We start from the raw sequence: 23,548 nt of genomic DNA, 5'->3' as shown, positions 1-23,548 counted from the left end.
ATGGAGTTTGAACAAATCACTGTACAAAATAATGCGATCATCCAACGGGCAATTCCTGTTTTAGAGAAACTTGAGGCACATGGTTTTCGTGCGCATATCGTAGGTGGGGCGGTACGTGATTTATTAATGGGACGAACAATCGATGATGTTGATATTGTAACCTCTGCTAAACCAGTTGTAGTATGTACACTTTTCCCGAAAACATTTACGATGAATAACCAACATGAGACGGTTATCGTACGACACGACCATCATTTATATGAAGTGACAACGGAACGAAATGGCAGTTTACAGTCTGACCTTATGGCAAGAGACTTTACGGTTAATAGCATAGCCTTAAAAAGTGATGGCTCACTACTAGATCCTCTGAATGGACAAGCTGATTTACATAATGAGGTTTTAAAATCTTATCACCCTATGAAAAGGATGACTGAAGATCCACTTCGTATGCTTAGAGCCATTCGTTTTACGAGCGATCTGGGGTTTTCGTTAGATCGTGAGTTATTAAACACGATTATAACAGAAGCGTCAAAGCTACAACATATGGCGATTGAGAGAGTTGTTAAAGAATTTTATAAGCTTATTTGTGGAAGGCACAGAAATCAGGCTTTAGAAACTATGCGAGAAACCAAGTTGTACCATTATTGTCTAATACCTAGCCTAAATAATGTAACGATTAATAAACTGAAACAATTACCACATCTTGAAGATTATTCTGAAGAAATCACCTGGACATTAATAATTAAATGCTTAGGTTTAGATGTGACTGACCCCCTTAAATCGTTGCTGCTATCAAATCAGTTAACAAAGGAAGTAAGAAATCGCCTTCTTGCCCTTTCTTATCGTGAAAAGAATGAATGGGACCTTCTAGCGTTGTATACAGCATCAAGAGATGTAGCCGAAGATGTTGAGATAATTAGGCAATTAAGCGGCCAACCTTATCTTTCATTAAAAGACTTAACTACGATGTGGAGTGAACTACCAATAACATCCAAAAAAGATCTTAATATAACTGGTACCGATTTAATTGCCCATTTTCAAAAAGAGCCAGGTCCATGGGTGAAGGACATATTGCAATTTATTGAACAAGAGGTTGTGTTAGGGAGAATGGTAAACGATAAACATGAAATTCTAGATGCTTTAAAGGTTAGGGGGAGCAAGAATGAAAGAGAAACTACTGAAGATCTTTCTTGAGCATGAAGGAGAGTATGTCTCTGGAGAGAAAATTAGTCAAGAGCTAGGTTGTTCTCGTACAGCAGTTTGGAAACATATCGAAGAACTAAGGAAAAATGGCTATAAATTAGACTCAGCTCCTAGAAAAGGCTATCGAATGGTCACGAAGGCGAACGGAATTCATTCCCATGAGATCAAGCAATATTTAAAAACAAATTACTTGGGTCATGAATTAACTTATTTTGATGCGGTCGATTCTACACAATACGTAGCCCATAAATTGGCGCAAGAAGGTGTAAAACAAGGACATGTTGTCATAGCAAATGAGCAAACTGCAGGTAGAGGGCGTTTAGGGAGAGTGTGGCATTCAAGATCTGATACGAGCATTTCGATGAGTTTAATACTAAGACCAAGCTTACCTCCGCAGAAAACCCCTCAAATTACCTTGCTTGCAGCTGTAGCTGTTGTTCGTGCAATCAAAAAGAATACAGGTTTAACCTGTGAGATCAAATGGCCAAATGATATTTTATTAAATGGTAAAAAGCTTGTAGGCATTCTAACAGAAATGCAGGCTGACCCTGATTTGGTCCATTCCGTTATTGTTGGTATTGGATTAAATGTGAATCAACAAAAAGACGATTTTGGTGAGGATATTGAGAGCATTGCCACGTCTCTTTCGATAGCAAGTGGTAAGACGGTTGACCGTGCAAACTTAATTGCTGATATCCTTTCTGAATTTGAGTGGTTATATGATGAATATCTTATTGAAGGATTTAGTACCATTCGTCCAATGTGGGAAGCCTATTCCATTAGTGTGGGAACCTACATCTATGCTCGTATGATTAAAGAAGTGATCTATGGTTATGCAAAAGGGATAACCGATGACGGCGTTTTACTCGTTGAAGACGAACATGGAAAAGTTCATTCTATTTATTCAGCTGATATTGAAATTGATTCCTCTAGGTGACGATTTTCTGCTATACTCACATTAAGGGCTGTATCTTAGGAACAGCACCCATTGATCAAGTGGTATAGACAAAATAGTTCTGCCTTGATCCTAAAAGGACTAGGACAGAGGGATTCAGTTTTACAATGTATAGACCGATGTGCGACATCTTCTGGTTTATTTCTGATGCATGAAATCCTTCTTCCAATCAGGGAGAAGGATTTTTCTGTTTGAGAACATTGTAATGGAGCCCTCCTATAAAACAGGAGGTAAAGAAATGAAGACAACATCAAGTTTTAAAAAGATGAAAGAGGAGAAAGAGAAAATTGCGATGGTAACCGCTTATGATGCACCATCAGCACGTCATCTTGAGCAAGCAGAGGTTGATATGATTTTGGTTGGCGATTCCTTAGGGATGGTTGTCCTTGGTTATGATTCCACTATACCTGTAACTCTCGATGATATGGTTCTTCACACAAGGGCTGTTAAACGCGGAGCCCCTAATACGTTCATCGTGACAGATTTACCTTATTTAACCTATCATGCAGATTTAGTGAGCACCTTCTCAAATGCAAAGCGCTTAATGCAGGAAGCAGGAGCGAATGCGGTCAAACTTGAAGGTGGTGGGGATGTAATACCTACTGTTAAGAAGTTAACGCAAGCGGGCGTACCTGTTATGGGGCACCTTGGATTAACTCCACAATCTGTGGCGGTAATGGGTGGCTATAGAGTCCAGGGGAAAGAGCTCGATGCTGCAAAAAGCTTATTAGAAGATGCTAAAACTGTAGAAGACGCTGGGGCATTTGCATTAGTGCTCGAATGTGTGCCGGATCAGCTGGCTGCGCTTATTACAGAAGAGATCAGCATTCCTGTGATAGGGATTGGAGCAGGAGTTGACACAGATGGACAGGTCCTTGTTTATCATGATGTAATTGGGTATGGCTCAGCACATGTGCCTAAATTTGTTAAAACATATGCAAATGTATCAAATATCATACAACCTGCTATCAATCAATATGTAAATGAAGTCAAGCGCAGGGAGTTCCCCGAAGAAAAACACCGTTTTACGATGAAAGAAGAAGTTTTAACAGGGTTGTATGGAGGACGATCAGAATGAAGATCGTTCAAGAGATTCCTGCATTAAAAACTGAAATACGCTCGTATAAGCAACAAAATCAAACGATTGGATTTGTTCCAACAATGGGTTTTTTACATGAAGGACATATGAGCTTATTAGAAGAAGCGCGTAAGCATCATGATAAAGTGGTGCTAAGCATTTTTGTAAATCCGTTGCAATTTGGACCTACTGAAGATTTAGATCGATATCCACGTGATTTTAAGGGAGATGAACAGATCGCTAATGAGCTTGGAGTGGATCTTCTCTTTTACCCTTCTGTTGAAGAAATGTATCCGACCACTCCTTCGATGACCATTCACGTAACACAAGGGGTGAATGTTTTATGTGGCGCTAGTAGACCCGGGCACTTTGATGGTGTTACGACGGTAGTCATGAAGTTGTTCATGCTGGTTCAACCAGATAAGGCTTATTTTGGGCAAAAAGATGCACAACAAGTTGCGGTCATAACGAATATGGTCAACATGTTTAACGTTCCTGTAGAAATAGTGCCTTGTCCAACCATAAGAGAAGACGATGGTTTGGCTAAAAGCTCTCGTAATGTCTATTTGAGCGAATTAGAGCGTCTCGAAGCTCCTTCTATTTACAAAACTCTACATGAAGCCGCCTTGATTCTGGATGAAGGGGAGACAGACCCTTCACGAATCATTAAATTTGTGCAAAATAAGCTTCAAGAATTACCGTTAGCCGAGATTGATTATATTGAATTATTAGCCTATCCATCCTTACAAGAAGTAGAAGAAATAAAAGAAGCGATTGTACTTGCTGTGGCGTTAAAATATAAAAAAGCACGTTTAATTGATAATGTGATCGTTAATAAAGGAGAATAAACCATGTTTCGTACGATGATGAAAGCAAAAATTCATAGAGCACGTGTAACGGAATCAAATTTAAATTATGTTGGAAGCATTACAATAGATGAAGATATTATGGATGCTGTTGATATTGTCGAAAATGAAAAAGTGCAAATTGTTAATAATAACAACGGTGCAAGATTTGAAACCTACGTAATTAAAGGGCCAAGAGGAAGCAAAGTCATTTGTTTAAATGGTGCTGCTGCCAGACTAGTGCAAAAAGATGATGTGGTGATTATCTTGTCTTATGTTCTTGTTGAAGAGGCAAAGGTTGCCACTCATGAACCACGTGTGGCAATAATGGATGAGAACAATCAAATTGTTGAAATGTTAGCGACAGAACCAGCTTCTACCGTTTTGTAGGTCGCATATTCCCCTTCTATTCGTTGAACACTGAGCAAGAGGAGTGGCACGAGAGGAGGGGTTTTTTATGAGCAATTTCATTCATAATTGGGAAAAAGTGTATCATACAATCAGTAAAAATTGGTATCATTATTCTAAAAAAGAAAAGGAAGAACAAATGAATTTTTTAGAGGAGTCTGCTCAATCTGTTCTAGACTCTTGGGGTGAAATGGAGGAAAAGTTGATTGCCCTTAAACAAAAAGGTGAAATAGAGGAGGCAAAACCTCTTTCTTATACTAGTATTGGAACTAGTTATTTTACTTTAGAGATGTTTGAAAAGGCATTTCAAACACTAAAAAATGAAGAAGAAATAGGCGAAGAAAACGACCTAAGGTTACTTTACCTTGGTTTTGCAGCTGTCTATAGTGGTGAGTCCAACCAAGCGATTGAAACATTCCTATACCTCATTCAAACAAAAACTTCAATTATGACTCGCCATTTTGCTTATGTTGGTTTAGGGTGCCAGTATGCTCAACTTGATCAAATCGATCATAGTATTGAAACATTTCAACAAGCGAATAAGCTTACATCAAATATAGATGTTGTGTATAATTTAGGGGTATGTCATTATGTGAATAAAGAATACAAAGAAGCAAGTATTTACTTTAAAGAGGCTATAGACTCGATGCCAGATGATGGTGAGGCGTATTTTTTCTTAGGGTGTTGTCAGTGGGAAATGGGTTGTCAAAAAGAAGCTTGGGATTGTTTCCTCTCTGCATTGGGACTACTGTATTCTGATGAAGCACTGCATGCTTTTGCTAAAATAAGTGAATGGCATGGGCACCATCGACTCGCTATTCATTGCTATGATCGAATAGAAGCATTAAAGAGTCGATCCAATCAAACCCTGCATGGATTAGCTTGGAACTATGCTCTTTTAGATGAGTATGACATAGCCCTTCGTTTATTTGCTGAGATGGAGGTACCGTGTGCTTTTAATCACGATGTAAACACATCGGTTGAATGGTTAATGAACCATTGGCCACATGGGAAGTCTGTACAACTCTCAATCCTTTTTAACAGATAGTTGTATAAGATAAGGTTACGATTAATTGAGGTGTAAAATGAACGATCGCTTTATTGTAGTAGATGTTGAAACAACAGGTCATTCAGTAGCAAAGGGTGATCGGATCATTCAAATTGGTGCGGTAATCATCGAAAATGGGGAAATCGTGGAACGGTTTGCATCTTTTGTAAATCCTAATGTCGATATACCACCTTTTATTGAAGAACTAACGGGTATAACGAACGATATGGTCCGAAAAGCTCCGACATTTAAAGAATTATGCCCTGAACTTCTTCCGTTATTCAATAATGTCGGATTCATTGCGCATAATGTACCGTTTGATTTCTCTTTTTTGAAAAAACAGTTCGATTTAGAGGGCTATCAAATGCCTAAAATGAATTGCTACGATACGGTAGAACTTTCACGAATGCTCTTACCGAAAGAAGAAAGTTATAAATTAGGTCACTTAGCATGGCAATTAGGACTCAGCCATGACCGTCCGCATCAGGCTGACAGTGATGCAGAAGTAACCGCTGAACTTTTCATACATTTATTGAATAAACTAGAGCAACTCCCCATATTGACCTTACAACAACTGATTCCGATAGTGAGGCATTTCAGAAGCAAGTTAGAACCGATGATTTCTTCCTTCATTGCCACTAAACTATTACATGGGACTGAGGATGAAGAAAAATTTGATTGTTATCGTCAGTTAGCTCTGAAAAAAAGGAAAGAAAGTGTTGAGGAGACAACCTCTGATAAACCAATCACATTCAAAGATTATCGGAATGATCTTTTAAGTGAAAAAAAAGGCCTAGACGAAGCTTTTAAGAAATATGAAGCAAGAGAAGGTCAGGTCGAGATGATGGATGAAGTCGATCATGCTTTTCACGAAAATGAACATGTATTAATTGAAGCAGGGACGGGTACTGGTAAGTCTTTAGCCTATTTACTACCAGCAGCTATGTATGCCCAAGAGGTAAATAAACCGGTCGTGATCTCTACTCAAACGATTCCTCTGCAAGATCAATTACTTCAACGAGATCTACCACTACTTCAAAAGCTTTTGCCTTTTCCTGTAACAATTGCTTTATTAAAGGGAAGAAGTCATTATCTATGTTTACGCAAATTTGAACAGGCACTTGAAACGGTAGCAGACGATACGTATGATGTACGGTTAATGAAGGCGCAAATTTTAGTATGGTTAACAGAGACTGATCATGGCGATGTAGAAGAACTTAATTTGTCTTCAGGCAATCGTGGATTTTGGTTTGATGTTCAAAGCGATTCAAGATCTGACTTAGGGAAGAACAGCCCTTGGTTCTCTCGTTGTTTCTATCACCGCGCTAGAAGGCGAGCTAGAGTTGCTCATCTTGTTGTTACGAACCATGCTTTATTGTTAACAGACTTAGTTCGCGAACAACAGATTCTCCCTGCCTATTCACACGCGGTTATAGATGAGGCGCATCATCTTGTTGAAGCTGCTAGTGACCATTTAGGAATGAATACAGATTTTGTGACGTTCTCTTATCTATTACAGAGGATTGGTCTCGATAAGGATTATGGTTTATTTCCTCATTTTGAACGTTTAATAAACGAGTATAAGGTTGGGAGTTCCCACCTGGTTAGTGAGGCAGTATCGCATTTACAAGTAATGAAAGAAGAGCTTGATGAGCTTTTTCGAATGTTGAATAATTATGTTGCTGATAAAAATAAAACAGTCGCTTCCGATGTAGGGCGAATAAGTTATCGTTATCAAAGTTTTAATGAGTCAGGCAGTATATGGAACGCAATTTTAGAATGTACAATGCGCGTTCACATGTTTATGAAAGATATCACAAAGAGTCTTCGTACGATTATTCATCAATTTGGGGAAGTGAAGGATTCAATAAGTTATGGTGATCAAGGTATTCTTACTGATGCAGAACGACTATTAGAGGCATTAGCTGATGAGGAACAGACACTTTATGAATTACTTCTTGAAGCAGATCCTGATTTTGTCTATTGGATTGAAATTGAACCACGTGGAGCTAAAAATGCTACTTTCATCTATAGTAAGCCTATACAAGTTGCTGAAAGACTGGCCGACGATTTCTTTGCAAAGAAAAAAAGTGTTATTTTAACTTCAGCAACATTATCAATAAATGGTTCTTTCGATTACCAGTTAGAAAAGCTTGGACTTTTTGATTTTGGAACGCGAGTATGTACGATCGCTTCTCCATTCTCTTATCAGGAGCAAGCCAAGTTGTTAATTCCCACTGATATGCCTAGTATTAAAGATGTCTCAGATAAACAATTTGCCATGGATGCGGCTATTAAGGTGTGGAGAATTGCCGAGCGAAAGCGTGGTAAAATGCTTGTACTTTTCACATCCTATGAGATGCTTAAAATGGTGTATGAATATATTCGGGATTTAAGTGAAATGGAACCCATGCCACTTATTGGTCAAGGGATAACGAGTGGCTCTCGTGCTAAATTAATTAAAAGTTTTAAGCAAGCAGAAGAGGCTATACTTTTTGGAACAAGTAGTTTTTGGGAAGGGATTGACCTGCCTGGAGATGAACTTACTAGCTTAGTGATTGTGAGACTGCCTTTTTCTCCTCCTGACCAACCACTTTTACAAGCTCAGCTACAGCGAGCTAAGGATGAGGGTAAGAATCCATTTATGGATGTTTCACTTCCTCAAGCGATTATTCGTTTTAAGCAAGGGTTTGGCCGTCTCATTCGGACAAAGGAAGATAGAGGTTGTGTATTCGTGTTAGATCGTCGTATTTCTACAACGAGGTATGGTAGTGGGTTTATTAAATCATTGCCGGATGTACCAGTACATGAAGACAAACTCGAAGTTTTATTAGATCTTTATGAAGATTACTTATAAGCATTTAGGCACATATCGACTCTCGTTTTATCGCATACTAGTCTAAAAGCTTAATTCTTTAGTTCAGAATGAATCAAGTTGGAGGGTGTCCTAGATGCGAATAACAGCATTTTTATTCGTGAGATTTAGTTTGATTATGCTTTTATGGGTGATATGGAACCCTCTTATAGGGTTTGCTTCACAACATGTCGAACTCGGTAAAGTTCTCGAAGGGGCAAGTGGAGAAGTTTCTGTCTTGTTTTTAGATTTACCAGAAGGTGAGTCGGTTTTGCTGCATACAGCTGATAAACACAGTATATTAGTGGGGACGGGTACGAAAGGATCTTTTAAAGAACTCAAGGAAAGGTTGGATTGTTTGGCGATTACTTCATTAGACCAAGTTATTCTACCTAACTTAGAGGATTCATATAGTGGGGCAACTCAACTTCTCATAGATGATATTGAAGTTAAACAATTGATTGTTGCCGAACAAGGGTTAAAATGGTCACAAGAACTATTTTCAAGCTCTTCAACTGAGGTGATAAGTTGGAGTGAAGACACGCAGTATCAATTACATCCTGATCTTCATTTTTCAGTCTTAAAAAGTAGTCACTCCATCGTCCCGTCTTTAAATATGGATGTTAAAATTGGCATTGATCATCGTTTGTTCTTAGCTAATGAAGCTTCAAAAGAACTTGAACACAATTGGATGGAGAAAGACCTTTCAACAGTGAATGTATTAAAAGTAGCAGAATACGGAAAGGCAAGGGGCACAGATGTTGAGTTTTTAGAGGCACTCGACCCCGAAGTAGCTGTTATTTTCAATCTACATGACCATATCCCTAGCTCTAGCGTGTTAGAGAGGTTACAGGAGACGTGGATAGATACGTATGAAACAAAGCAGCATGGAACGATTATGATTAAAGTTCGTGATAATGATTATGATCTTTTTACCATTCGCTTTTAACAAAGGTTGAAACCAACAAGGTAGGTGAGCATATGTCTACATTGCTACATACAGTATCAATGTTAACGGGGGAAGATGTTAGGTGGATTGATGAGGGATATGTTATTTTTGATGAAGGGAAATTTCTGAAAATCGCTAGTGGCAAACCGATGGATTTAGAGTTAGAACAAGCTGATCATGTAATAGATGGTACTGGCAAGTGGTTATTTCCTGGTTTTGTAAATACACATGGGCATGCAGGTATGAGCTTGTTACGTGGATATTCAGATGATCTTCCTCTTGACCGGTGGTTACAGGAAAAAATGTGGCCTTTTGAAGCGAAGCTTGATAAAGCTTCGGTTAAAGCAGCTCGTAACCTTGCTATGCTAGAGATGATTCGTTCAGGTACAACCACCTTTTTAGAGATGTACCATCTATTTATGAACGAATTTGCTGAAGATATTGAACGCGTTGGACTTAGAGCTACATTAATGAGGTCCATGATTGGGTTATGTTCAGAAGATGAGCAAGTAGAAAAATTAAAAGAAGCTACTGATTTTGCAAAAACTTGGCATAATCATGCAGATTCAAGAATAAAAACAATGCTAGCCCCACATGCACCTTATACTTGCCCTCCTACATTTATTGAGCGAATTGTAGAAGAGGCGATTCACTTAGATGTGCCCATACATATGCATTTAGCTGAAACGAGAAAAGAAGTACGAGAACATATTCAACAATACCATCTACACCCCCTAGAACATTTAGAAAAAATGGGTGTGCTTGAAGAAGCCAGGTGGGTGTTTGCTCATGGTGTTCACTTAAATGAAGAACATATTGACCTTTTAGGGCGCTATCAATTAGCCATTAGTCATAATCCGATCAGTAATTTAAAATTAGGTTCAGGTGTTGCACCTATTTCTAGAATGCTTCAAAAAGGAGTGAAAGTTGGAATTGGTACAGATAGTGTAGCCTCTAACAATACGCTTGATATGATTGAAGAGATGAGAATGGCTGCCTTTATCCACAAAGGTATAGAGGAAGACCCTATTTTAATTCCAGTTGAAACTGCCATTGAAATGGCTACCAAGAGTGGAGCAGATATCCTTGAACATGATCATGTAGGCATGATTAAAGAAGGGTATGAAGCAGACTTTATCCTATTGGATGCATCTGCTGCACATCTCCAACCAAAAGCACATCCGTTATCTCATTTGGTCTATGCTGCAAAGGCTTCAGACGTTACAGATATGTATGTTAAAGGACAGGCGCTAATGAGAAATAAAGAACTGTTGACGTTGGATGAAGAAAAAATTAAGTACGATGCCAATCAAGAATTTCGACGGATTCAATCTTTAATTTAAAAAGTCCTGCACCATAATGGGCAGGATCTTGTTGAGGTGTGAACTAAAAATAATAATAGTATTTTTAATTTAACATCTTAAGGTTGTTCTTTTGACGAATGATCTTTTTCAAAATAAGCAGGGAATTTAGTTTGACGGATCGAAATGGGAAACAATTGATGCCAATCATGTCCACTGCGGCCAACAAAAGAAATGGTTTCCTTCTGTGCTTGAAACAAAGAGGCGGTCTTTGATGTGTGATGCATCATCCATTCGCCCCCTTTCTTTAGCTTACTTTTAGTATGGCTTATAAGAAAGATGATATGACTAGAAAAACTTGAGCAAATAGGATTTGATTTGTGAAAATGGAGGAGAAAAAATGGATCAAAAAATGGAAGTTCTATCTACGGTAAGAGTACAAAAAGCGAGTGATTTGTATAAAATTGTGGACTCATTAAATCGAACACTAAAAGAACAAGATTTAATGTTTGGTTTATCAATGGATGAAAAAAACGAAGAGCAAATGGTCTTTACGATTTACAGAACATAGGTGGGAATTAAATGAAGAAAATTATTATCACGATTTTGATTGTTTTATGTATCGTTATTGCTGGTACAAGTGCATATGCCTATCATATTATTCGCGAGCCACTTGTTGAAAATTATACAGAAGCTTCCAATTTTGTTACAAGCAATGAGTTGTTACAGTCCATTGATAGTGTCCACTATTATCATGGGACTACAGCTCATTATGTTGTGAAAGGCTTAGATGAAGATGGTAATGAAGCGATCGTGTGGGTTAAAGATGACTTTGAAACGGTCCATTATCGTAAAGCGTCAGATGGAATCACTTATGAACAAGCGTTTTCTATTGCAGAACGCGCACTAGGTGAGAGGCAAATTGAACAAATTCGCTTAGGCTTTACACGAGGGGTCCCGGTATATGAAGTGATGTATAATGAGGCCAATCAGCGAAAGGGATATTATTATTTAACGTTTGATGAAGGAGCTTTTATAAAGCGTTATAGTATTCGAAATATAACTGGCTAAAAAAATTGCATAAATCATTTGTCTTTTCAGAATCTACACTTGATTCATCTTAGAGGACACTCTATAGTATTAGATAGTCATGATAAGGGAGTTGACAATTTAGACATGAAATTAGCACAAAGAGTATCTGCATTAACCCCATCCTCAACATTAGCGATTACTGCAAAAGCGAAAGAGTTAAAAGAACAAGGTCATGATGTAATCGGCCTTGGTGCAGGCGAACCTGATTTTAATACGCCGCAATATATTATTGACGCTGCAGTGCGCTCTATGGAAGAAGGACACACGAAGTATACGCCATCTGGTGGTTTACCTGCATTAAAAACCGCAATTATTGATAAGTTTAAATCTGATCAACACTTAACGTATGAGGCAAATGAAATCATTGTTGGCACAGGCGCCAAACACATCTTATACACGTTATTTCAAGCATTGTTAGATGAAAATGATGAAGTGATTATTCCTACACCATATTGGGTTAGTTATCCTGAGCAAGTTAAATTAGCTGGTGGAGTACCTGTTTATGTAGAAGGACTCGAAAGCAATGAGTTTAAAATTACAGCAGAACAATTAGAGGCTGTCTTAACAGAGAAAACAAAAGCTGTGATCTTGAACTCTCCAAGTAATCCAACTGGTTCGCTCTATACAAAAGAAGAGCTTAAAGAACTCGGAGACGTCTGCCTAAAACATGAAGTACTTATCGTTTCTGATGAAATTTATGAAAAGCTTGTATATGGTGATGTGATACATACATCGATAGCTGAGGTTTCACCTGAACTAAAAAAACAAACAGTCGTGGTAAACGGGGTTTCTAAATCTCATTCAATGACTGGGTGGAGAATTGGTTATGCTGCAGGCCCTAGTGAGCTTATAAAAGCGATGACCAACCTTGCTAGTCATAGTACGTCAAATCCTACGACAAGTGCTCAATATGGGGCAATTGCAGCATATAGAGAAGATGATGGTTCAGTTGAGAATATGCGTGAAGCATTTGAAGACCGTTTAAATAAAGTATATGAAAAGTTAATTGCTATTCCTGGTGTTTCATGTGTGAAACCTAAAGGAGCATTCTACTTATTCCCTAATGTAAGTGAAGCGGCCAAATTAAATGGATACGATGATGTGGATTCTTGGGTGAAAGATTTATTAGCTGAAGAAAAAGTTGCATTAGTACCAGGATCTGGTTTTGGAGCTCCACATAATGTTCGTTTATCATATGCAACATCTCTTGATGCGCTTTTGAGTGCACTTGAGAGAATTGAACGCTTCGTGCGTAAAAAAACAAAGTAGTCATCACAACCAATTAAGCCCTTGCTCATTAAAACATAGCAAGGGTTTAACTTGTTTTAGAATAATAAGTTCCCCAAGACGTTGACTTCAATTTTCTGAGAAGGGTATAATGAGGACTGATATACATAGCTTTTGTAAGTGATGGAGGGAATAATGTGAAAACAACAATTGCCAAGGTGGGAAATTATGTCGAGCAAGAAGTGAAAATTGGTGCTTGGCTAGCTAATAAACGTTCAAGTGGTAAAATTGCTTTTCTACAATTACGTGATGGTACAGGCTTTATCCAAGGAGTAGTTGTAAAAGCAGAAGTTGGAGAAGAGGTATTCCAAGCTGCTAAAAATGTAACGCAAGAGAGCTCGCTTTATGTTACAGGTATAGTTCGTGCAGATGATCGTGCGCCTTCAGGGTATGAGCTCACTGTTACTAAAGTAGAAGTTCTTCATGAAGCAACGGATTATCCAATTACGCCTAAGGAGCATGGTACGGAGTTTTTAATGGACCATCGTCATCTTTGGTTACGCTCAAAGCGCCAACATGCTGTTATGAAAGTTCGTAATGAAATCATTCGTGCAACATATGAATTTTTCAATGATAATGATTTTGTGAAAGTCGATCCACCTATTTTAACGGGCAGTGCTCCTGAAGGCACGACTGAATTATTTGCTACAAAATATTTTGATGAAGATGCTTACTTATCTCAAAGTGGGCAACTTTATATGGAAGCAGCTGCGATGGCTCTTGGTCGCGTATTTTCATTCGGACCTACATTTAGAGCAGAGAAGTCTAAAACACGTCGTCATTTAATTGAGTTTTGGATGATTGAACCAGAAATGGCTTTCGTTGAATTTGAAGAAAGTCTTGAGATACAAGAACAATACGTTTCATACATCGCAAAATCAGTGCTAGAAAATTGCCAGCTTGAGCTTAAAACATTAGGCCGAGATACAGAGAAGCTTACAAAAGTTCAAGCTCCTTTCCCACGTATCTCATATGATGATGCGATTGAATTCTTACATGAAAAAGGATACGATGACATCAAGTGGGGTGATGACTTTGGTGCACCTCATGAAACAGCGATTGCTGAACATTATGATAAGCCGGTATTCATTACGCATTATCCTACATCATTAAAACCTTTCTACATGCAGCCAGATCCAAATCGTGATGATGTGGTATTATGTGCGGATCTGATTGCTCCAGAAGGATATGGTGAGATCATTGGAGGATCAGAGCGTATTCATTCTCAGGAGTTGCTTGAACAACGCATTAAAGAACATAATTTATCACCCGATACGTATAATTGGTATTTAGATCTGCGCAAATATGGTTCAGTCCCCCATTCAGGATTTGGTCTTGGGCTAGAACGTACAGTGGCTTGGCTATCTGGAGTTGAACACGTTCGTGAATCGATTCCATTCCCACGTCTTCTGAATCGTTTATACCCTTAATACGTTTAGTGAAGCCTCCAAATTTGGGGGCTTTTTTAGCTTTTATATTCTAACAATTTCATGTGTAGAACACAGACAATTGTTAGAGGATAAGAGGAGTAAAAGACAACGACTTCGACGTGGATGCATGTTATAATAGCGGGCAGAGGTGTTTTTATGAATCAGAAATTATTACTTCAATGGATTAGCCAAAAACAAGTGGTTGTACCCGTTTTTTTAATTGAAAATTATGCAAAACTTGGGCTCAATGAACAAGAATTCGCCTGTGTATTGCAGGTTCAGTCATTTATTGAGCAAGGTGAACCTTTTCCCACTCCAGATCGTTTAAGCGAGAGAATGAGCTTGACGACAAGTGATTGTGGTGCTCTTATGGGTGGACTTGTGAAAAAAGGATACTTATCATTAGATAAACAATGGGACCAACATGGAATACTATATGAATATTATTCTCTTGACCCACTTTGGGAAAAATTGTGTTCATTTATTCAGTCAGAGGAAACAAAAGGGATTGAAAAAGAGGAAGAAGAGAATGCAGCCAATTTGTATCAAATGTTTGAAAGTGAATTCTCGCGTCCCTTATCACCAATAGAAGCAGAAACGTTATCGATGTGGATTGACCAAGATCATCACTCTCCTGAGCTCATTATAGGTGCACTTCGCGAAGCAGTTGTTTCAGGAAAGTTAAATTTTAGATATATCGATCGGATTTTGTTTGAATGGAAGCGGAATGGTATCAAAACAATCGCACAAGCAAAAGCCCACGGTGAAAAGTTTAGAAAGCACCAACAACCACGAAAACAAGAGAAAGAACGTGTACGGTCAGACTCTTATCCAAGTTTTAATTGGCTGCAGAAATAACGAAGAAATGGAGAAAGAATGTGTTATCTAAAAAACAAACAATTGAAGTATTAGATGTTATTGCCGAAATGTATCCTAACGCTGAATGTGAACTAACACATTCAAACCCCTTTGAATTGTTGATTGCTGTTGTTCTTTCAGCACAATGTACCGACGCTCTTGTAAACAAGGTCACTCCAGGTTTATTTGAGAAGTACAAAAAACCAGAAGATTATATCGCAGCTCCTCTTGAGGAGTTAGAGCAAGATATTCGTTCAATCGGATTATTTCGTAGTAAAGCAAAAAACATAAAAAAATTATCACAGTCGTTAATTGAACAATATAATGGAGAAGTACCACATGAGCGAGATGAATTGGTCAAACTGGCTGGTGTAGGGCGGAAAACAGCTAATGTGGTGACCTCTGTTGCTTTTGGAGTACCAGCTATTGCTGTAGATACTCATGTAGAGAGGGTCTCAAAAAGGTTAGGTATTTGCAGGTGGAAAGATAATGTTCGAGAAGTCGAGGAAACCCTAATGAAAAAAATCCCTGTAGACCTATGGTCTGACTCTCATCACAGGCTTATCTTTTTTGGACGTTATCACTGCAAGGCCCAGTCGCCTCGATGTGAAACTTGTCCATTACTTGAGAGGTGTAGGGAAGGGAAGAAAAGAATGAAAGCAATAGGACTTCTCTAATGCAACTTACTATACGAGAAGGTTTCAAAATTTCTCCTTTTTATGAATCAGATACAGTAGAAATAAAAGCAGAACAATCATATGGCGAACGATTGCGCTCAGTCTGTTTTTATTATGATATTACAAAAGAATGTTATCCTTGGAAAGAGCCCGAGGCATATTTACCACCATTATTCTCTGTTTGGAAAGAGGCAGAAAAGGAATTAATGCCTCTCTTTCGAAGCAGAAAAACAATGCAAGTTACATCGAATATGATTCGGATGACGGCATTATGCATCGATGCTCTTTTTTGGATGAATAAAAAAGAATTGATAGAACTTAATGATTTAGCCACTCAAACCGACTCATTAGCGTTAAAACCTGCTAATATAAAGGAAAGGCTTATGTTTATTTTAACTAAGCCAAATTCCTATCATAGCTTCACTCAGCTACGAATGTTAATGCAAGAAATTGAAAAATGTTATGCGAGAAGTAAGTTGATCCAAAGAAAGTGAAGGTGTCCAATTAGCGACGCCTCACACTTGAAACGTTCAGAATACATAAAAAGTAAGGGATTACATCGAGTGGGGGAAACGATATGAAAGTAGATGTAAAACAACCTGTATTTACAGAAACAGAAGCACTCAGGCAAAAGATGATTCGAGAAAAAGAGATGGATGATCGCTTTGAAGTTGCTTTTTGTGGGCATTTTTCTGCAGGTAAATCGACGATTCTTAATAAGTTATTAGGTGCAGAAGTATTACCTACTAGTCCCATTCCAACAAGTGCAAACATTATTGGAATAAAGAATGGTGAGTTAGGGTTACATGTTGAGCGGATCGATGAGACCGAAAAAGAATGGAATGGTGAGATTCCTTGGGAGCGCGTTAGAGAATGGGGAATGAATGGATCCGATATTTCTAAAATGACGATCTATGCTCCTTTGCCATTTATGCACCCCTCAAGTGTTGTATATGACACCCCTGGGGTAGATTCTACAGACCCTACTCATCAGGCAGTGACGATGGAAGCTCTGTACACGACAGACTTAATAGTCTATGTAATGGATTATAATCATATTCAATCAGAAACAAACCTGTATTTTCTAAAACAGTTATCTGATGAGAATAAGCCGCTTTACATTGTGATAAACCAAGTTGATAAACATGACGAAGATGAGCTATCTTTTGAGTCCTTTAAGCAATCAGTGTTAGACGGGTTCAATGAGTGGGGTATTTGTCCATTAGATCTATACTTCACGAGTATGAAAGTCCATCAACATCCTCTTAATCAATTTGATGCATTTAAACAGAGAATCAAATCGATTCTTCATTACAGTCATGAATTAATGATGACCTCTAAAAAACGTTTAAATGAAAGCTTTTATTTAAGTGTTGCTCAAAGGCTTGAAGAAGAAAAGCAAGACGAGATTGAGGAAGTGCTAGATACTTTAAGTGAGAATGGCTTTAATAAAGAAGACCTGAAACAAAAAGAGAAGGCTCAAAAAGAGTTAGTAGAAATTGAGCGTCTTGAACAATCTATTCATGAAAGCTTCGATGATAATTGGAACCACTTAACGAAAGATGTCACCATTTTTCCTTATGAAACAACCGAGCTAACGCGAGAATGGTTAGACTCCATGCAGCCCAATTTCAGAGTAGGGTTATTATTTACTAAGAAAAAAACAGAAGAAGAACGTGAAATGCGTCTGAAAAAGCTCATAGCTAGTACACAAGATAAATTGAAAAGTCAACTTGAATTTCATATCCATCGCTTGTTTGAGAAGTATGACCGTACTCATTTATCAAATCGAGAAGAATTCGAACAAGCGATTTCACAGCTCCATGTTGAAGTGAAACGAGATGATTTTGTCAAAGCCGTTACTGCTTCACATTTTGATCGAGATTATGTTTTTACCTTTACGAAAGATCGAACGGCTTACTTCATTAAAGAGCTAAGAAAGCAAGCTGAAGGAGTAGTTGACCTATATATAATGGGTCTCAGCAAGCATGTTGAGACGAAAAAAAAATCTTTATCAAATCAACTAAAACGATATAAAGAAATCGAAGTATATACGTTGAAAATAGAAGAAATTAAAGAGAATTATAATAATGAAAAAGAGAACATCCATCAAATTGCTGCTGATTTTAATGATAAAGGGCGGTTTGAAACCCAATTAGACGGAATGGCAAACAGAGAGGTCCCAGGAGATGTAGATCAATCTGTTTTTAGTCAAGTAGAACTACCGAAAGAAAGTGTCATTGAAACGACTTGGGAAGAAGAAAAAGAAAGCAAGCGTGACCTTTTCAATGATAAAGAAGCAAAGGATTGGCTCGATCAACTCGTGAATATTATGAATACAAATCAAACTCCAATGAGCTTGGATCATGAAAAACATAAGTTGATTGATCGAATTAATCGTTACAATGATCGTTCTTTTATCATTTCATTATTTGGCGCATTCAGTGCCGGGAAATCAAGCTTTGCAAATGCTTTATTAGGTGATTCAATTTTACCTGTGTCTCCACATCCAACAACGGCTACAGTTACGACGGTAAAGCGTTCAGATGATGCTCATCCTCATCTGAGTGCAAGAGTAGAGCTTAAATCACGAGAACAATTGGATCAAGAAATCAAATCAGTTGCCAAACAATTAGATGAGAATATAACGATCACTGACTTAAAAAAATGGAGTCCAAAAGATACTCTTCAAGCCACTAGTTGGCAAAGGACCTATGTTTCATATTTACTAACATTAAAAGAAAGCTTAAAAACAACAGAATGGGAATTAGGGGAAGAGTTATCAGTCAATCACGAAACATTGGCTCAATATGTAGCCGATGAACAGTATGCTTGTTTAATTGATCATGTGACAATTTATTTTGATTGTCCACTCACCCTTGAAGGAATTGTTTTAGTCGATACCCCAGGCGTTAACTCTATTCATGGGCGACATACGAATGTAGCCTTTACTCAGTTGAGAGAATCGGATGCGATCTTTTATGTGACGTATTATAACCATGCATTCTCAAAATCTGATCAACATTTCCTAACTCAAATGGCTAAAGTAAACGATCGATTTACTCACGATAAATTATATTTCATTTTAAATGCAGCAGACTTAGCGAGCAGTCCAGCTGAATTAAATGGGGTTAAAAAGCATATCAATGATCAGCTATTAAATATTGGGATAGAGAAGCCACGTCTTTATCCGCTTTCAAGTAAAAAGGGATTGGCAGCTAAGCAAAGTGAAACCAAACATGATCAGATGTTTAGTCGATTTGAGGACGCTTTTTACACAGAGACCGTACAGGAATTAAAGCAATTAAGTTTCTCTTTAATTCAAGAAGAGGTTAAAACCTATCTTAATCAATTACAAGAGGCGATTGATTTTGTTGATGCAAAAGAGGATGTACGAAAAAAGAAACAAGCACAGAGAAAAGAACAAGTAGATAAGTGGAAGAATCATATTTTAGAGGTCGAACCGGTGTCAGCAAAACGAAGAACTGCTCAAGAAATAAATGAACTATTTCTTTATTTAAGGGAACGCGTTCAGTACGTTTTAAATGATCAGTATACAGACGCGATTAATGTGACCACGGTTACGGGGAAAACAAAGAAGGTTCAGCAGCAAACGTTTGTAGCAGCGATTAAAGAATGGAGAAATTCAGGTGAATATTTCTTATCACAGGAATTAGAAGCGACGATTCTTCGTGTTGAAACATCGATGAAGCAATCGTTAGTAAGCTGGATGAGAGAAATGGAAGAATCAATACGTGGAGATTTTCAAAGTTTTTTATTAGATCTTGAAGAACTTAATGTTTCCTTTAATCATGAACGACAACATCATATTTTTACTTTAGATCCTACATCTTATTTATCGTTCCTATCCACTCTCAAGAGCTTTTTTGAAGAGGGAGGCACTCGTCAACTAAAAAATCAATTAGTGAATGACGGAACGACTTTGGCAAAAGACTATTTACTAAAGCTAGAGGCTGAAATAAATAGGGAAAGCGCATTGATCTTTGATGATGTTGAAAGCGAAATGAAACAGCAGATTGTAAAAGGGTTAGATCGAGAATTTGAGCGATTAACGATGATCATGACGGATGATGAAAAAGAAGCGATTGAAAAGGAATTCAAGAGCCTTAAAGCTTTCATCCAATAATAAAAGAGGTGCGCCTTGGCGCACCTCTTTTATTCATCTTCATCTTCTCTAGTTGAGCTGGTATTGGTTTCAGCTTCAGCAGAATCGTTTGGTTCTTCTGGGGCTGTAGGTTCTTCTTCGGTATCAGTTTCATCATTATTTTCGTTACCGTTATCATTACCGTTACCATTACCATTTCCATTGTTGCCATTACCGTTATTGCCGTTATTTCCATTGTTATCGTTGTTATCATTATTGTTGTTATCATTTTCTTGCTCGGTTTCGTCTTCATTTTCTACTTCAGGTTCTTCTGTTTCTTCTTCAATTTCTTCTTCCTCGATTGGTTCTTCAATTTCTTCTTCTTCCTCGTCCTTACCAATAGTTACCTCAGCGCTTGCAGGGTCACTGCGTAAGCTTGAGTTGTCATTTGACACGGCAGTAGCTATAAAGCGATAAGTAGAACCAGGCTCAATATCCGTTAAGATATATTGCATATCGGATCCTTCTGCTACTGTTTGAGGACTTGATCCATTCACACTTAACTGCAATTCAAACGTAACAGCAGAACGCTGATTACTTGGATAATCCCAACTTACAATGACTTGATTAGATGATTCATCGTAACCAGCCGTCATATTAGATGGAGCTTGTAACTGGATAAACTCCTCTGATACACGTGATGGTTCATTTCCACGGACAAACAACTCTTCGACAATTTCACTTCGTGGAGTGAATTCACTTGGCAGTAGGCCAGTTGAACGTTCAACTCCAACTTTTACTACAGAGTTAGGCATGGTGAAGTCTGGCGTTTCAACGCCACGTGATACTTCCTCCATAACTGCTTTAAAGATCTGTTGTGAAAGACGACGCTCTTCAGCAGTCTGAAGATAGTTCCCCTCATCATTTCTTCTAAATCCAGACCATACTGCAGCGGTGTAATTCGTTGTATATCCTGCAAACCATACATCAGGTACCCCATCAGTTGGGATATTGTGTTTCTCACGAGTTTCTTGAGCGAAGTTTGTTGTACCTGTTTTACCAGCTACAGGTAGACCAGGAATATGGGCTGCTGTTCCGGTACCATCAGTCATGACACTTTTCAACATATCCGTGACCATATATGCTGTATAATCACTCATCGCTGTAGTCGGCTCAGGGGCAGTGTTAATTTCACGGCCATCTGGGAAAACGATTTTACGTACCGTATGAGGTTTATTAAATGTTCCATTATTACCAAATGCTGCATAAGCCCCAGCGAGTTCTAACGTAGAAAACCCTGTATCAAAACCACCTAAGCCATATGATTCAGGCATTGGTTCTTTATCAATTGGAATACCTAACCCTTGCGCGAAATTAGCTGCACGGTCGACGCCAACTTCCTGAAGGGCTTTAACAGCGGGGACGTTCCTTGATCGAGCTAGAGCACGGCGCATCGACATCGCACCTTCGTATGTCCCACCAAAGTTTCTAAAGGGAGTTCCATTACTATAAGTATGTTCTTCATCTACTAAGACTTTGGCTGTTGACCATTGAAGGTATTCAATAGCCGGACCAAAGTCAAGAATCGGTTTAATCGTCGATCCCGGTTGTCTCTTTATTCCAGTTGCATAATTTGTGCCTCGTTGGATGCCAGTGTCTTCTAAGCCGCTTCCGATCGCTCGAATTTCACCGGTCTTCGTATCCATTAATGTCACACCGGCTTGAAAGTCTTCATTATCCGGAAAATTGGTTATGAATTGATCAGATTGTAATACTTGCTCCACATGTTCTTGTGCCTCTACATCAAGTGTAGTGTAGACTCTTAACCCAGAGTGATATAAATCGCTAATGGACACACCTTCCATCTCTTCGATTTCTTGCATGATTTGATTGTAAAACGCTTCGTACGTATATGATTCTCTATCCTCAGAAGGGTTCAATTGATCTTCAATAGGAATTGATTTTGCTTCTTCAGCTTCTTCACTTGATATTTTTCCATGTTGCTCCATTAAAGAGAGTACTAAGTTACGACGACTCTCCGCAGCATCTGGGTTGTGAAGTGGATCATAGAAGCTCGGTCGACGTGGAATCCCTGCTAAAAGGGCCGCATCTGCAAGAGATAGGTCTTGAACGGACTTGCTGAAGTAACTCTGAGACGCTGCCTCAACACCCCAGCCACCTGAGCCTAAATAAATTTGGTTCATATACATCTCAAGAATTTGGTCTTTCGAGTAATTTTGTTCTAATTTGATGGCTAAATATTGTTCTTGAACTTTACGTGTTAATTGTTTTTGCTCATTTAAAAATAAGTTCTTAACAAGCTGTTGGGTGATGGTACTTGCTCCTTCAGCACCGAATCCACCGGTTATGTTTGCCGCAAGAGCCCCAAACATACGTCTGACATCAACCCCGAAGTGCTCACGAAAACGAATATCTTCTACGGCGATGAATGCATCCTCTAGTACTTGCGGAGCATCTTGAATACTAATCGTAATTCGTCGTTCAGACGAATCTAATTGAGAGACAACGTCATCATTTTTATCATGAATGATCACTGCTTGAGATAACTTCAATCGTTCTTCATCTAAAGGTGGAGCGCCTTGAATCATCACAAAGGCTGTGACACCTCCTGCAATAACGGCTAAAACTCCAAGAGTAACGAGAGTAAGGAAAATCTTTTTAAAGATGCCTTTTCTCGTACCCTTTGTTTTTTTGGTTTGTTGACGATTTTGACGACGACCAGCTCGTGTGTTTTGTTCTTCTGACATCGTAATCTTCCTTTCTAAACATCGGCTACTTATTATTCTGAGAAGTAGGCGTGCTGTATAATAGGTAAGTAATCTATTCGAGGGTGATATCCTATCTTAATCAAATGTCCATATTTTTCAACATCAGACTTTCGAATCGATTTTCGCGAATGTTCCATGTCCTCATAGAATGAAATCAAATAACTCGCATCAAGTAAATAAACTTCATCTGTAGTTGAAAAACGTAATAGGACAAAACAAATTCCATTTTGACTTAAGACTTCTTTCATGTGTTTTACTTGGTGGTAATGAAAATTGTTTAATGGGAAGGAAGTCTTATTTTTTGTTTCTTTTGCTTCAAAATCTACATAACGTCCTTTATAAACACCATTATAGTCAGTTGTAGATGCTTGTTTAAAATACGCTTCTTTTATAACTGCTGCACTTCTTTTGGGGTAATCTACTTGTACAATTTGAACAGGCGTCGGCTTTTTATGGATAACCGCAAGACCTTGTTCAACATACCATTCATTTGTCGTGTTTATATCCTCCTCTAACGTCATTCCTCGATTGCTGTAGGTAATCTGATTTGGCTTTTTTGTTTGATTTTTTTTTACAGTTGAAGTCTCAAATCGTTTTCCGTTTGGATAGCGAATCGTCATCTTCATCACAACCTTTTTTCAATCATCTCTCACTTTCATGCATGGAATG

General features: G+C 38.3%; 20 protein-coding genes. 17 read left to right on the top strand and 3 right to left on the bottom strand.

All coding sequences use genetic code 11. The annotated features are described in order from the left end of the window. The 9 genes from AB3N04_RS01960 to AB3N04_RS01920 all read left to right on the top strand — a co-directional run bounded on the left by AB3N04_RS01960 (position 1) and on the right by AB3N04_RS01920 (position 10,683). Positions 1–1,194, top strand: coding sequence for a CCA tRNA nucleotidyltransferase (locus tag AB3N04_RS01960; protein WP_368504479.1), 1,194 nt, complete (start codon positions 1–3; stop codon positions 1,192–1,194). Beyond that, a complete protein-coding gene (locus AB3N04_RS01955; protein ID WP_368504478.1) occupies positions 1,163–2,140 on the top strand; it encodes a biotin--[acetyl-CoA-carboxylase] ligase in 978 nt (325 codons plus the stop codon). The genes AB3N04_RS01960 and AB3N04_RS01955 overlap by 32 nt, the downstream gene beginning before the upstream one ends. Before the next feature lie 256 nt (positions 2,141–2,396). Beyond that, positions 2,397–3,236 (top strand): 3-methyl-2-oxobutanoate hydroxymethyltransferase, encoded by an 840-nt coding sequence (gene panB, locus AB3N04_RS01950; protein WP_368504477.1) that lies wholly within the window; start codon positions 2,397–2,399, stop codon positions 3,234–3,236. Beyond that, positions 3,233–4,084: a pantoate--beta-alanine ligase gene (panC, locus tag AB3N04_RS01945; protein WP_368504476.1), complete on the top strand. Its 852-nt coding sequence runs from the start codon at positions 3,233–3,235 to the stop codon at positions 4,082–4,084. The genes panB and panC overlap by 4 nt, the downstream gene beginning before the upstream one ends. Positions 4,085–4,087: 3 nt before the next feature. Beyond that, positions 4,088–4,471 (top strand): aspartate 1-decarboxylase, encoded by a 384-nt coding sequence (gene panD, locus AB3N04_RS01940; protein WP_368504475.1) that lies wholly within the window; start codon positions 4,088–4,090, stop codon positions 4,469–4,471. A gap of 67 nt (positions 4,472–4,538) precedes the next feature. Continuing rightward, complete coding sequence (locus AB3N04_RS01935; protein WP_368504474.1) at positions 4,539–5,537, top strand: tetratricopeptide repeat protein; 999 nt, start codon at positions 4,539–4,541, stop codon at positions 5,535–5,537. 37 nt (positions 5,538–5,574) lie between these two features. Then, the gene (gene dinG / locus AB3N04_RS01930; protein ID WP_368504473.1) at positions 5,575–8,394 is read left to right on the top strand and encodes an ATP-dependent DNA helicase DinG; all 2,820 of its coding nucleotides are present in this window, start codon (positions 5,575–5,577) and stop codon (positions 8,392–8,394) included. A gap of 94 nt (positions 8,395–8,488) precedes the next feature. Continuing rightward, positions 8,489–9,340, top strand: a complete 852-nt coding sequence (locus AB3N04_RS01925) for a ComEC/Rec2 family competence protein (RefSeq protein ID WP_368504472.1) — start codon at positions 8,489–8,491, stop codon at positions 9,338–9,340. A gap of 32 nt (positions 9,341–9,372) precedes the next feature. Beyond that, entirely contained in the window at positions 9,373–10,683 is a 1,311-nt protein-coding gene (locus AB3N04_RS01920) for an amidohydrolase (RefSeq protein ID WP_368504471.1), read from the top strand. Positions 10,684–10,760: 77 nt separating this feature from the next. Here the strand turns inward: AB3N04_RS01920 and AB3N04_RS01915 are convergent, their stop codons facing one another. Next, positions 10,761–10,931 (bottom strand): hypothetical protein, encoded by a 171-nt coding sequence (locus AB3N04_RS01915; RefSeq protein ID WP_368504470.1) that lies wholly within the window; start codon positions 10,929–10,931, stop codon positions 10,761–10,763. A 110-nt stretch (positions 10,932–11,041) separates the two neighbouring features. Between AB3N04_RS01915 and AB3N04_RS01910 the strand changes: the two genes are divergently transcribed. From AB3N04_RS01910 to AB3N04_RS01875, 8 genes are all read left to right on the top strand, one after another. After that, positions 11,042–11,212, top strand: coding sequence for a YpmA family protein (locus AB3N04_RS01910; RefSeq protein ID WP_368504469.1), 171 nt, complete (start codon positions 11,042–11,044; stop codon positions 11,210–11,212). 11 nt (positions 11,213–11,223) lie between these two features. Then, a complete protein-coding gene (locus tag AB3N04_RS01905) occupies positions 11,224–11,712 on the top strand; it encodes a DUF5590 domain-containing protein (protein WP_368504468.1) in 489 nt (162 codons plus the stop codon). Positions 11,713–11,817: 105 nt separating this feature from the next. Next, complete coding sequence (locus tag AB3N04_RS01900) at positions 11,818–13,002, top strand: pyridoxal phosphate-dependent aminotransferase (protein ID WP_368504467.1); 1,185 nt, start codon at positions 11,818–11,820, stop codon at positions 13,000–13,002. 155 nt (positions 13,003–13,157) lie between these two features. Continuing rightward, positions 13,158–14,450 (top strand): asparagine--tRNA ligase, encoded by a 1,293-nt coding sequence (asnS, locus tag AB3N04_RS01895; protein WP_368504466.1) that lies wholly within the window; start codon positions 13,158–13,160, stop codon positions 14,448–14,450. A gap of 156 nt (positions 14,451–14,606) precedes the next feature. After that, positions 14,607–15,308: a DnaD domain-containing protein gene (locus AB3N04_RS01890; RefSeq protein ID WP_368504465.1), complete on the top strand. Its 702-nt coding sequence runs from the start codon at positions 14,607–14,609 to the stop codon at positions 15,306–15,308. Between the two features lie 20 nt (positions 15,309–15,328). Beyond that, a complete protein-coding gene (gene nth, locus AB3N04_RS01885) occupies positions 15,329–15,985 on the top strand; it encodes an endonuclease III (RefSeq protein ID WP_368504464.1) in 657 nt (218 codons plus the stop codon). Next, on the top strand, positions 15,985–16,479 hold the full coding sequence (locus AB3N04_RS01880; protein WP_368504463.1) for a YpoC family protein: 495 nt from the start codon (positions 15,985–15,987) through the stop codon (positions 16,477–16,479). The genes nth and AB3N04_RS01880 overlap by 1 nt, the downstream gene beginning before the upstream one ends. An 83-nt stretch (positions 16,480–16,562) precedes the next feature. After that, positions 16,563–20,132 (top strand): dynamin family protein, encoded by a 3,570-nt coding sequence (locus AB3N04_RS01875; protein ID WP_368504462.1) that lies wholly within the window; start codon positions 16,563–16,565, stop codon positions 20,130–20,132. A gap of 29 nt (positions 20,133–20,161) precedes the next feature. Here AB3N04_RS01875 and AB3N04_RS01870 read toward each other — a convergent pair whose 3' ends face one another. Both AB3N04_RS01870 and recU read right to left on the bottom strand, forming a co-directional pair. After that, positions 20,162–22,858 (bottom strand): PBP1A family penicillin-binding protein, encoded by a 2,697-nt coding sequence (locus AB3N04_RS01870; protein ID WP_368504461.1) that lies wholly within the window; start codon positions 22,856–22,858, stop codon positions 20,162–20,164. Positions 22,859–22,890: 32 nt separating this feature from the next. Further along, positions 22,891–23,499 carry a Holliday junction resolvase RecU gene (recU, locus tag AB3N04_RS01865; protein WP_368504460.1) on the bottom strand — a complete coding sequence of 203 codons (609 nt, stop codon included), beginning with the start codon at positions 23,497–23,499 and terminating at the stop codon, positions 22,891–22,893. Between the last annotated feature and the right edge of the window lie 49 nt (positions 23,500–23,548).

Origin of the sequence: Alkalihalophilus sp. As8PL, from assembly GCF_040939795.1 — a bacterium.
Lineage (GTDB): Bacteria > Bacillota > Bacilli > Bacillales > Bacillaceae_D > Alkalihalophilus > Alkalihalophilus lindianensis.
The sequence above is the reverse complement of the archived record's forward strand: the minus strand, read 5'-3'. Positions and strand labels throughout refer to the sequence as shown.

Bases quoted from the DNA above. Each gene is read 5' to 3' on its own strand.
- AB3N04_RS01960 (WP_368504479.1), top strand. From the start codon at position 1: ATGGAGTTTGAACAAATCACTGTACAAAATAATGCGATCATCCAACGG.
- AB3N04_RS01955 (WP_368504478.1), top strand. From the start codon at position 1,163: ATGAAAGAGAAACTACTGAAGATCTTTCTTGAGCATGAAGGAGAGTAT.
- panB (WP_368504477.1), top strand. From the start codon at position 2,397: ATGAAGACAACATCAAGTTTTAAAAAGATGAAAGAGGAGAAAGAGAAA.
- panC (WP_368504476.1), top strand. From the start codon at position 3,233: ATGAAGATCGTTCAAGAGATTCCTGCATTAAAAACTGAAATACGCTCG.
- panD (WP_368504475.1), top strand. From the start codon at position 4,088: ATGTTTCGTACGATGATGAAAGCAAAAATTCATAGAGCACGTGTAACG.
- AB3N04_RS01935 (WP_368504474.1), top strand. From the start codon at position 4,539: ATGAGCAATTTCATTCATAATTGGGAAAAAGTGTATCATACAATCAGT.
- dinG (WP_368504473.1), top strand. From the start codon at position 5,575: ATGAACGATCGCTTTATTGTAGTAGATGTTGAAACAACAGGTCATTCA.
- AB3N04_RS01925 (WP_368504472.1), top strand. From the start codon at position 8,489: ATGCGAATAACAGCATTTTTATTCGTGAGATTTAGTTTGATTATGCTT.
- AB3N04_RS01920 (WP_368504471.1), top strand. From the start codon at position 9,373: ATGTCTACATTGCTACATACAGTATCAATGTTAACGGGGGAAGATGTT.
- AB3N04_RS01915 (WP_368504470.1), bottom strand. From the start codon at position 10,931: ATGATGCATCACACATCAAAGACCGCCTCTTTGTTTCAAGCACAGAAG.
- AB3N04_RS01910 (WP_368504469.1), top strand. From the start codon at position 11,042: ATGGATCAAAAAATGGAAGTTCTATCTACGGTAAGAGTACAAAAAGCG.
- AB3N04_RS01905 (WP_368504468.1), top strand. From the start codon at position 11,224: ATGAAGAAAATTATTATCACGATTTTGATTGTTTTATGTATCGTTATT.
- AB3N04_RS01900 (WP_368504467.1), top strand. From the start codon at position 11,818: ATGAAATTAGCACAAAGAGTATCTGCATTAACCCCATCCTCAACATTA.
- AB3N04_RS01890 (WP_368504465.1), top strand. From the start codon at position 14,607: ATGAATCAGAAATTATTACTTCAATGGATTAGCCAAAAACAAGTGGTT.
- AB3N04_RS01880 (WP_368504463.1), top strand. From the start codon at position 15,985: ATGCAACTTACTATACGAGAAGGTTTCAAAATTTCTCCTTTTTATGAA.
- AB3N04_RS01875 (WP_368504462.1), top strand. From the start codon at position 16,563: ATGAAAGTAGATGTAAAACAACCTGTATTTACAGAAACAGAAGCACTC.
- AB3N04_RS01870 (WP_368504461.1), bottom strand. From the start codon at position 22,858: ATGTCAGAAGAACAAAACACACGAGCTGGTCGTCGTCAAAATCGTCAA.
- recU (WP_368504460.1), bottom strand. From the start codon at position 23,499: ATGACGATTCGCTATCCAAACGGAAAACGATTTGAGACTTCAACTGTA.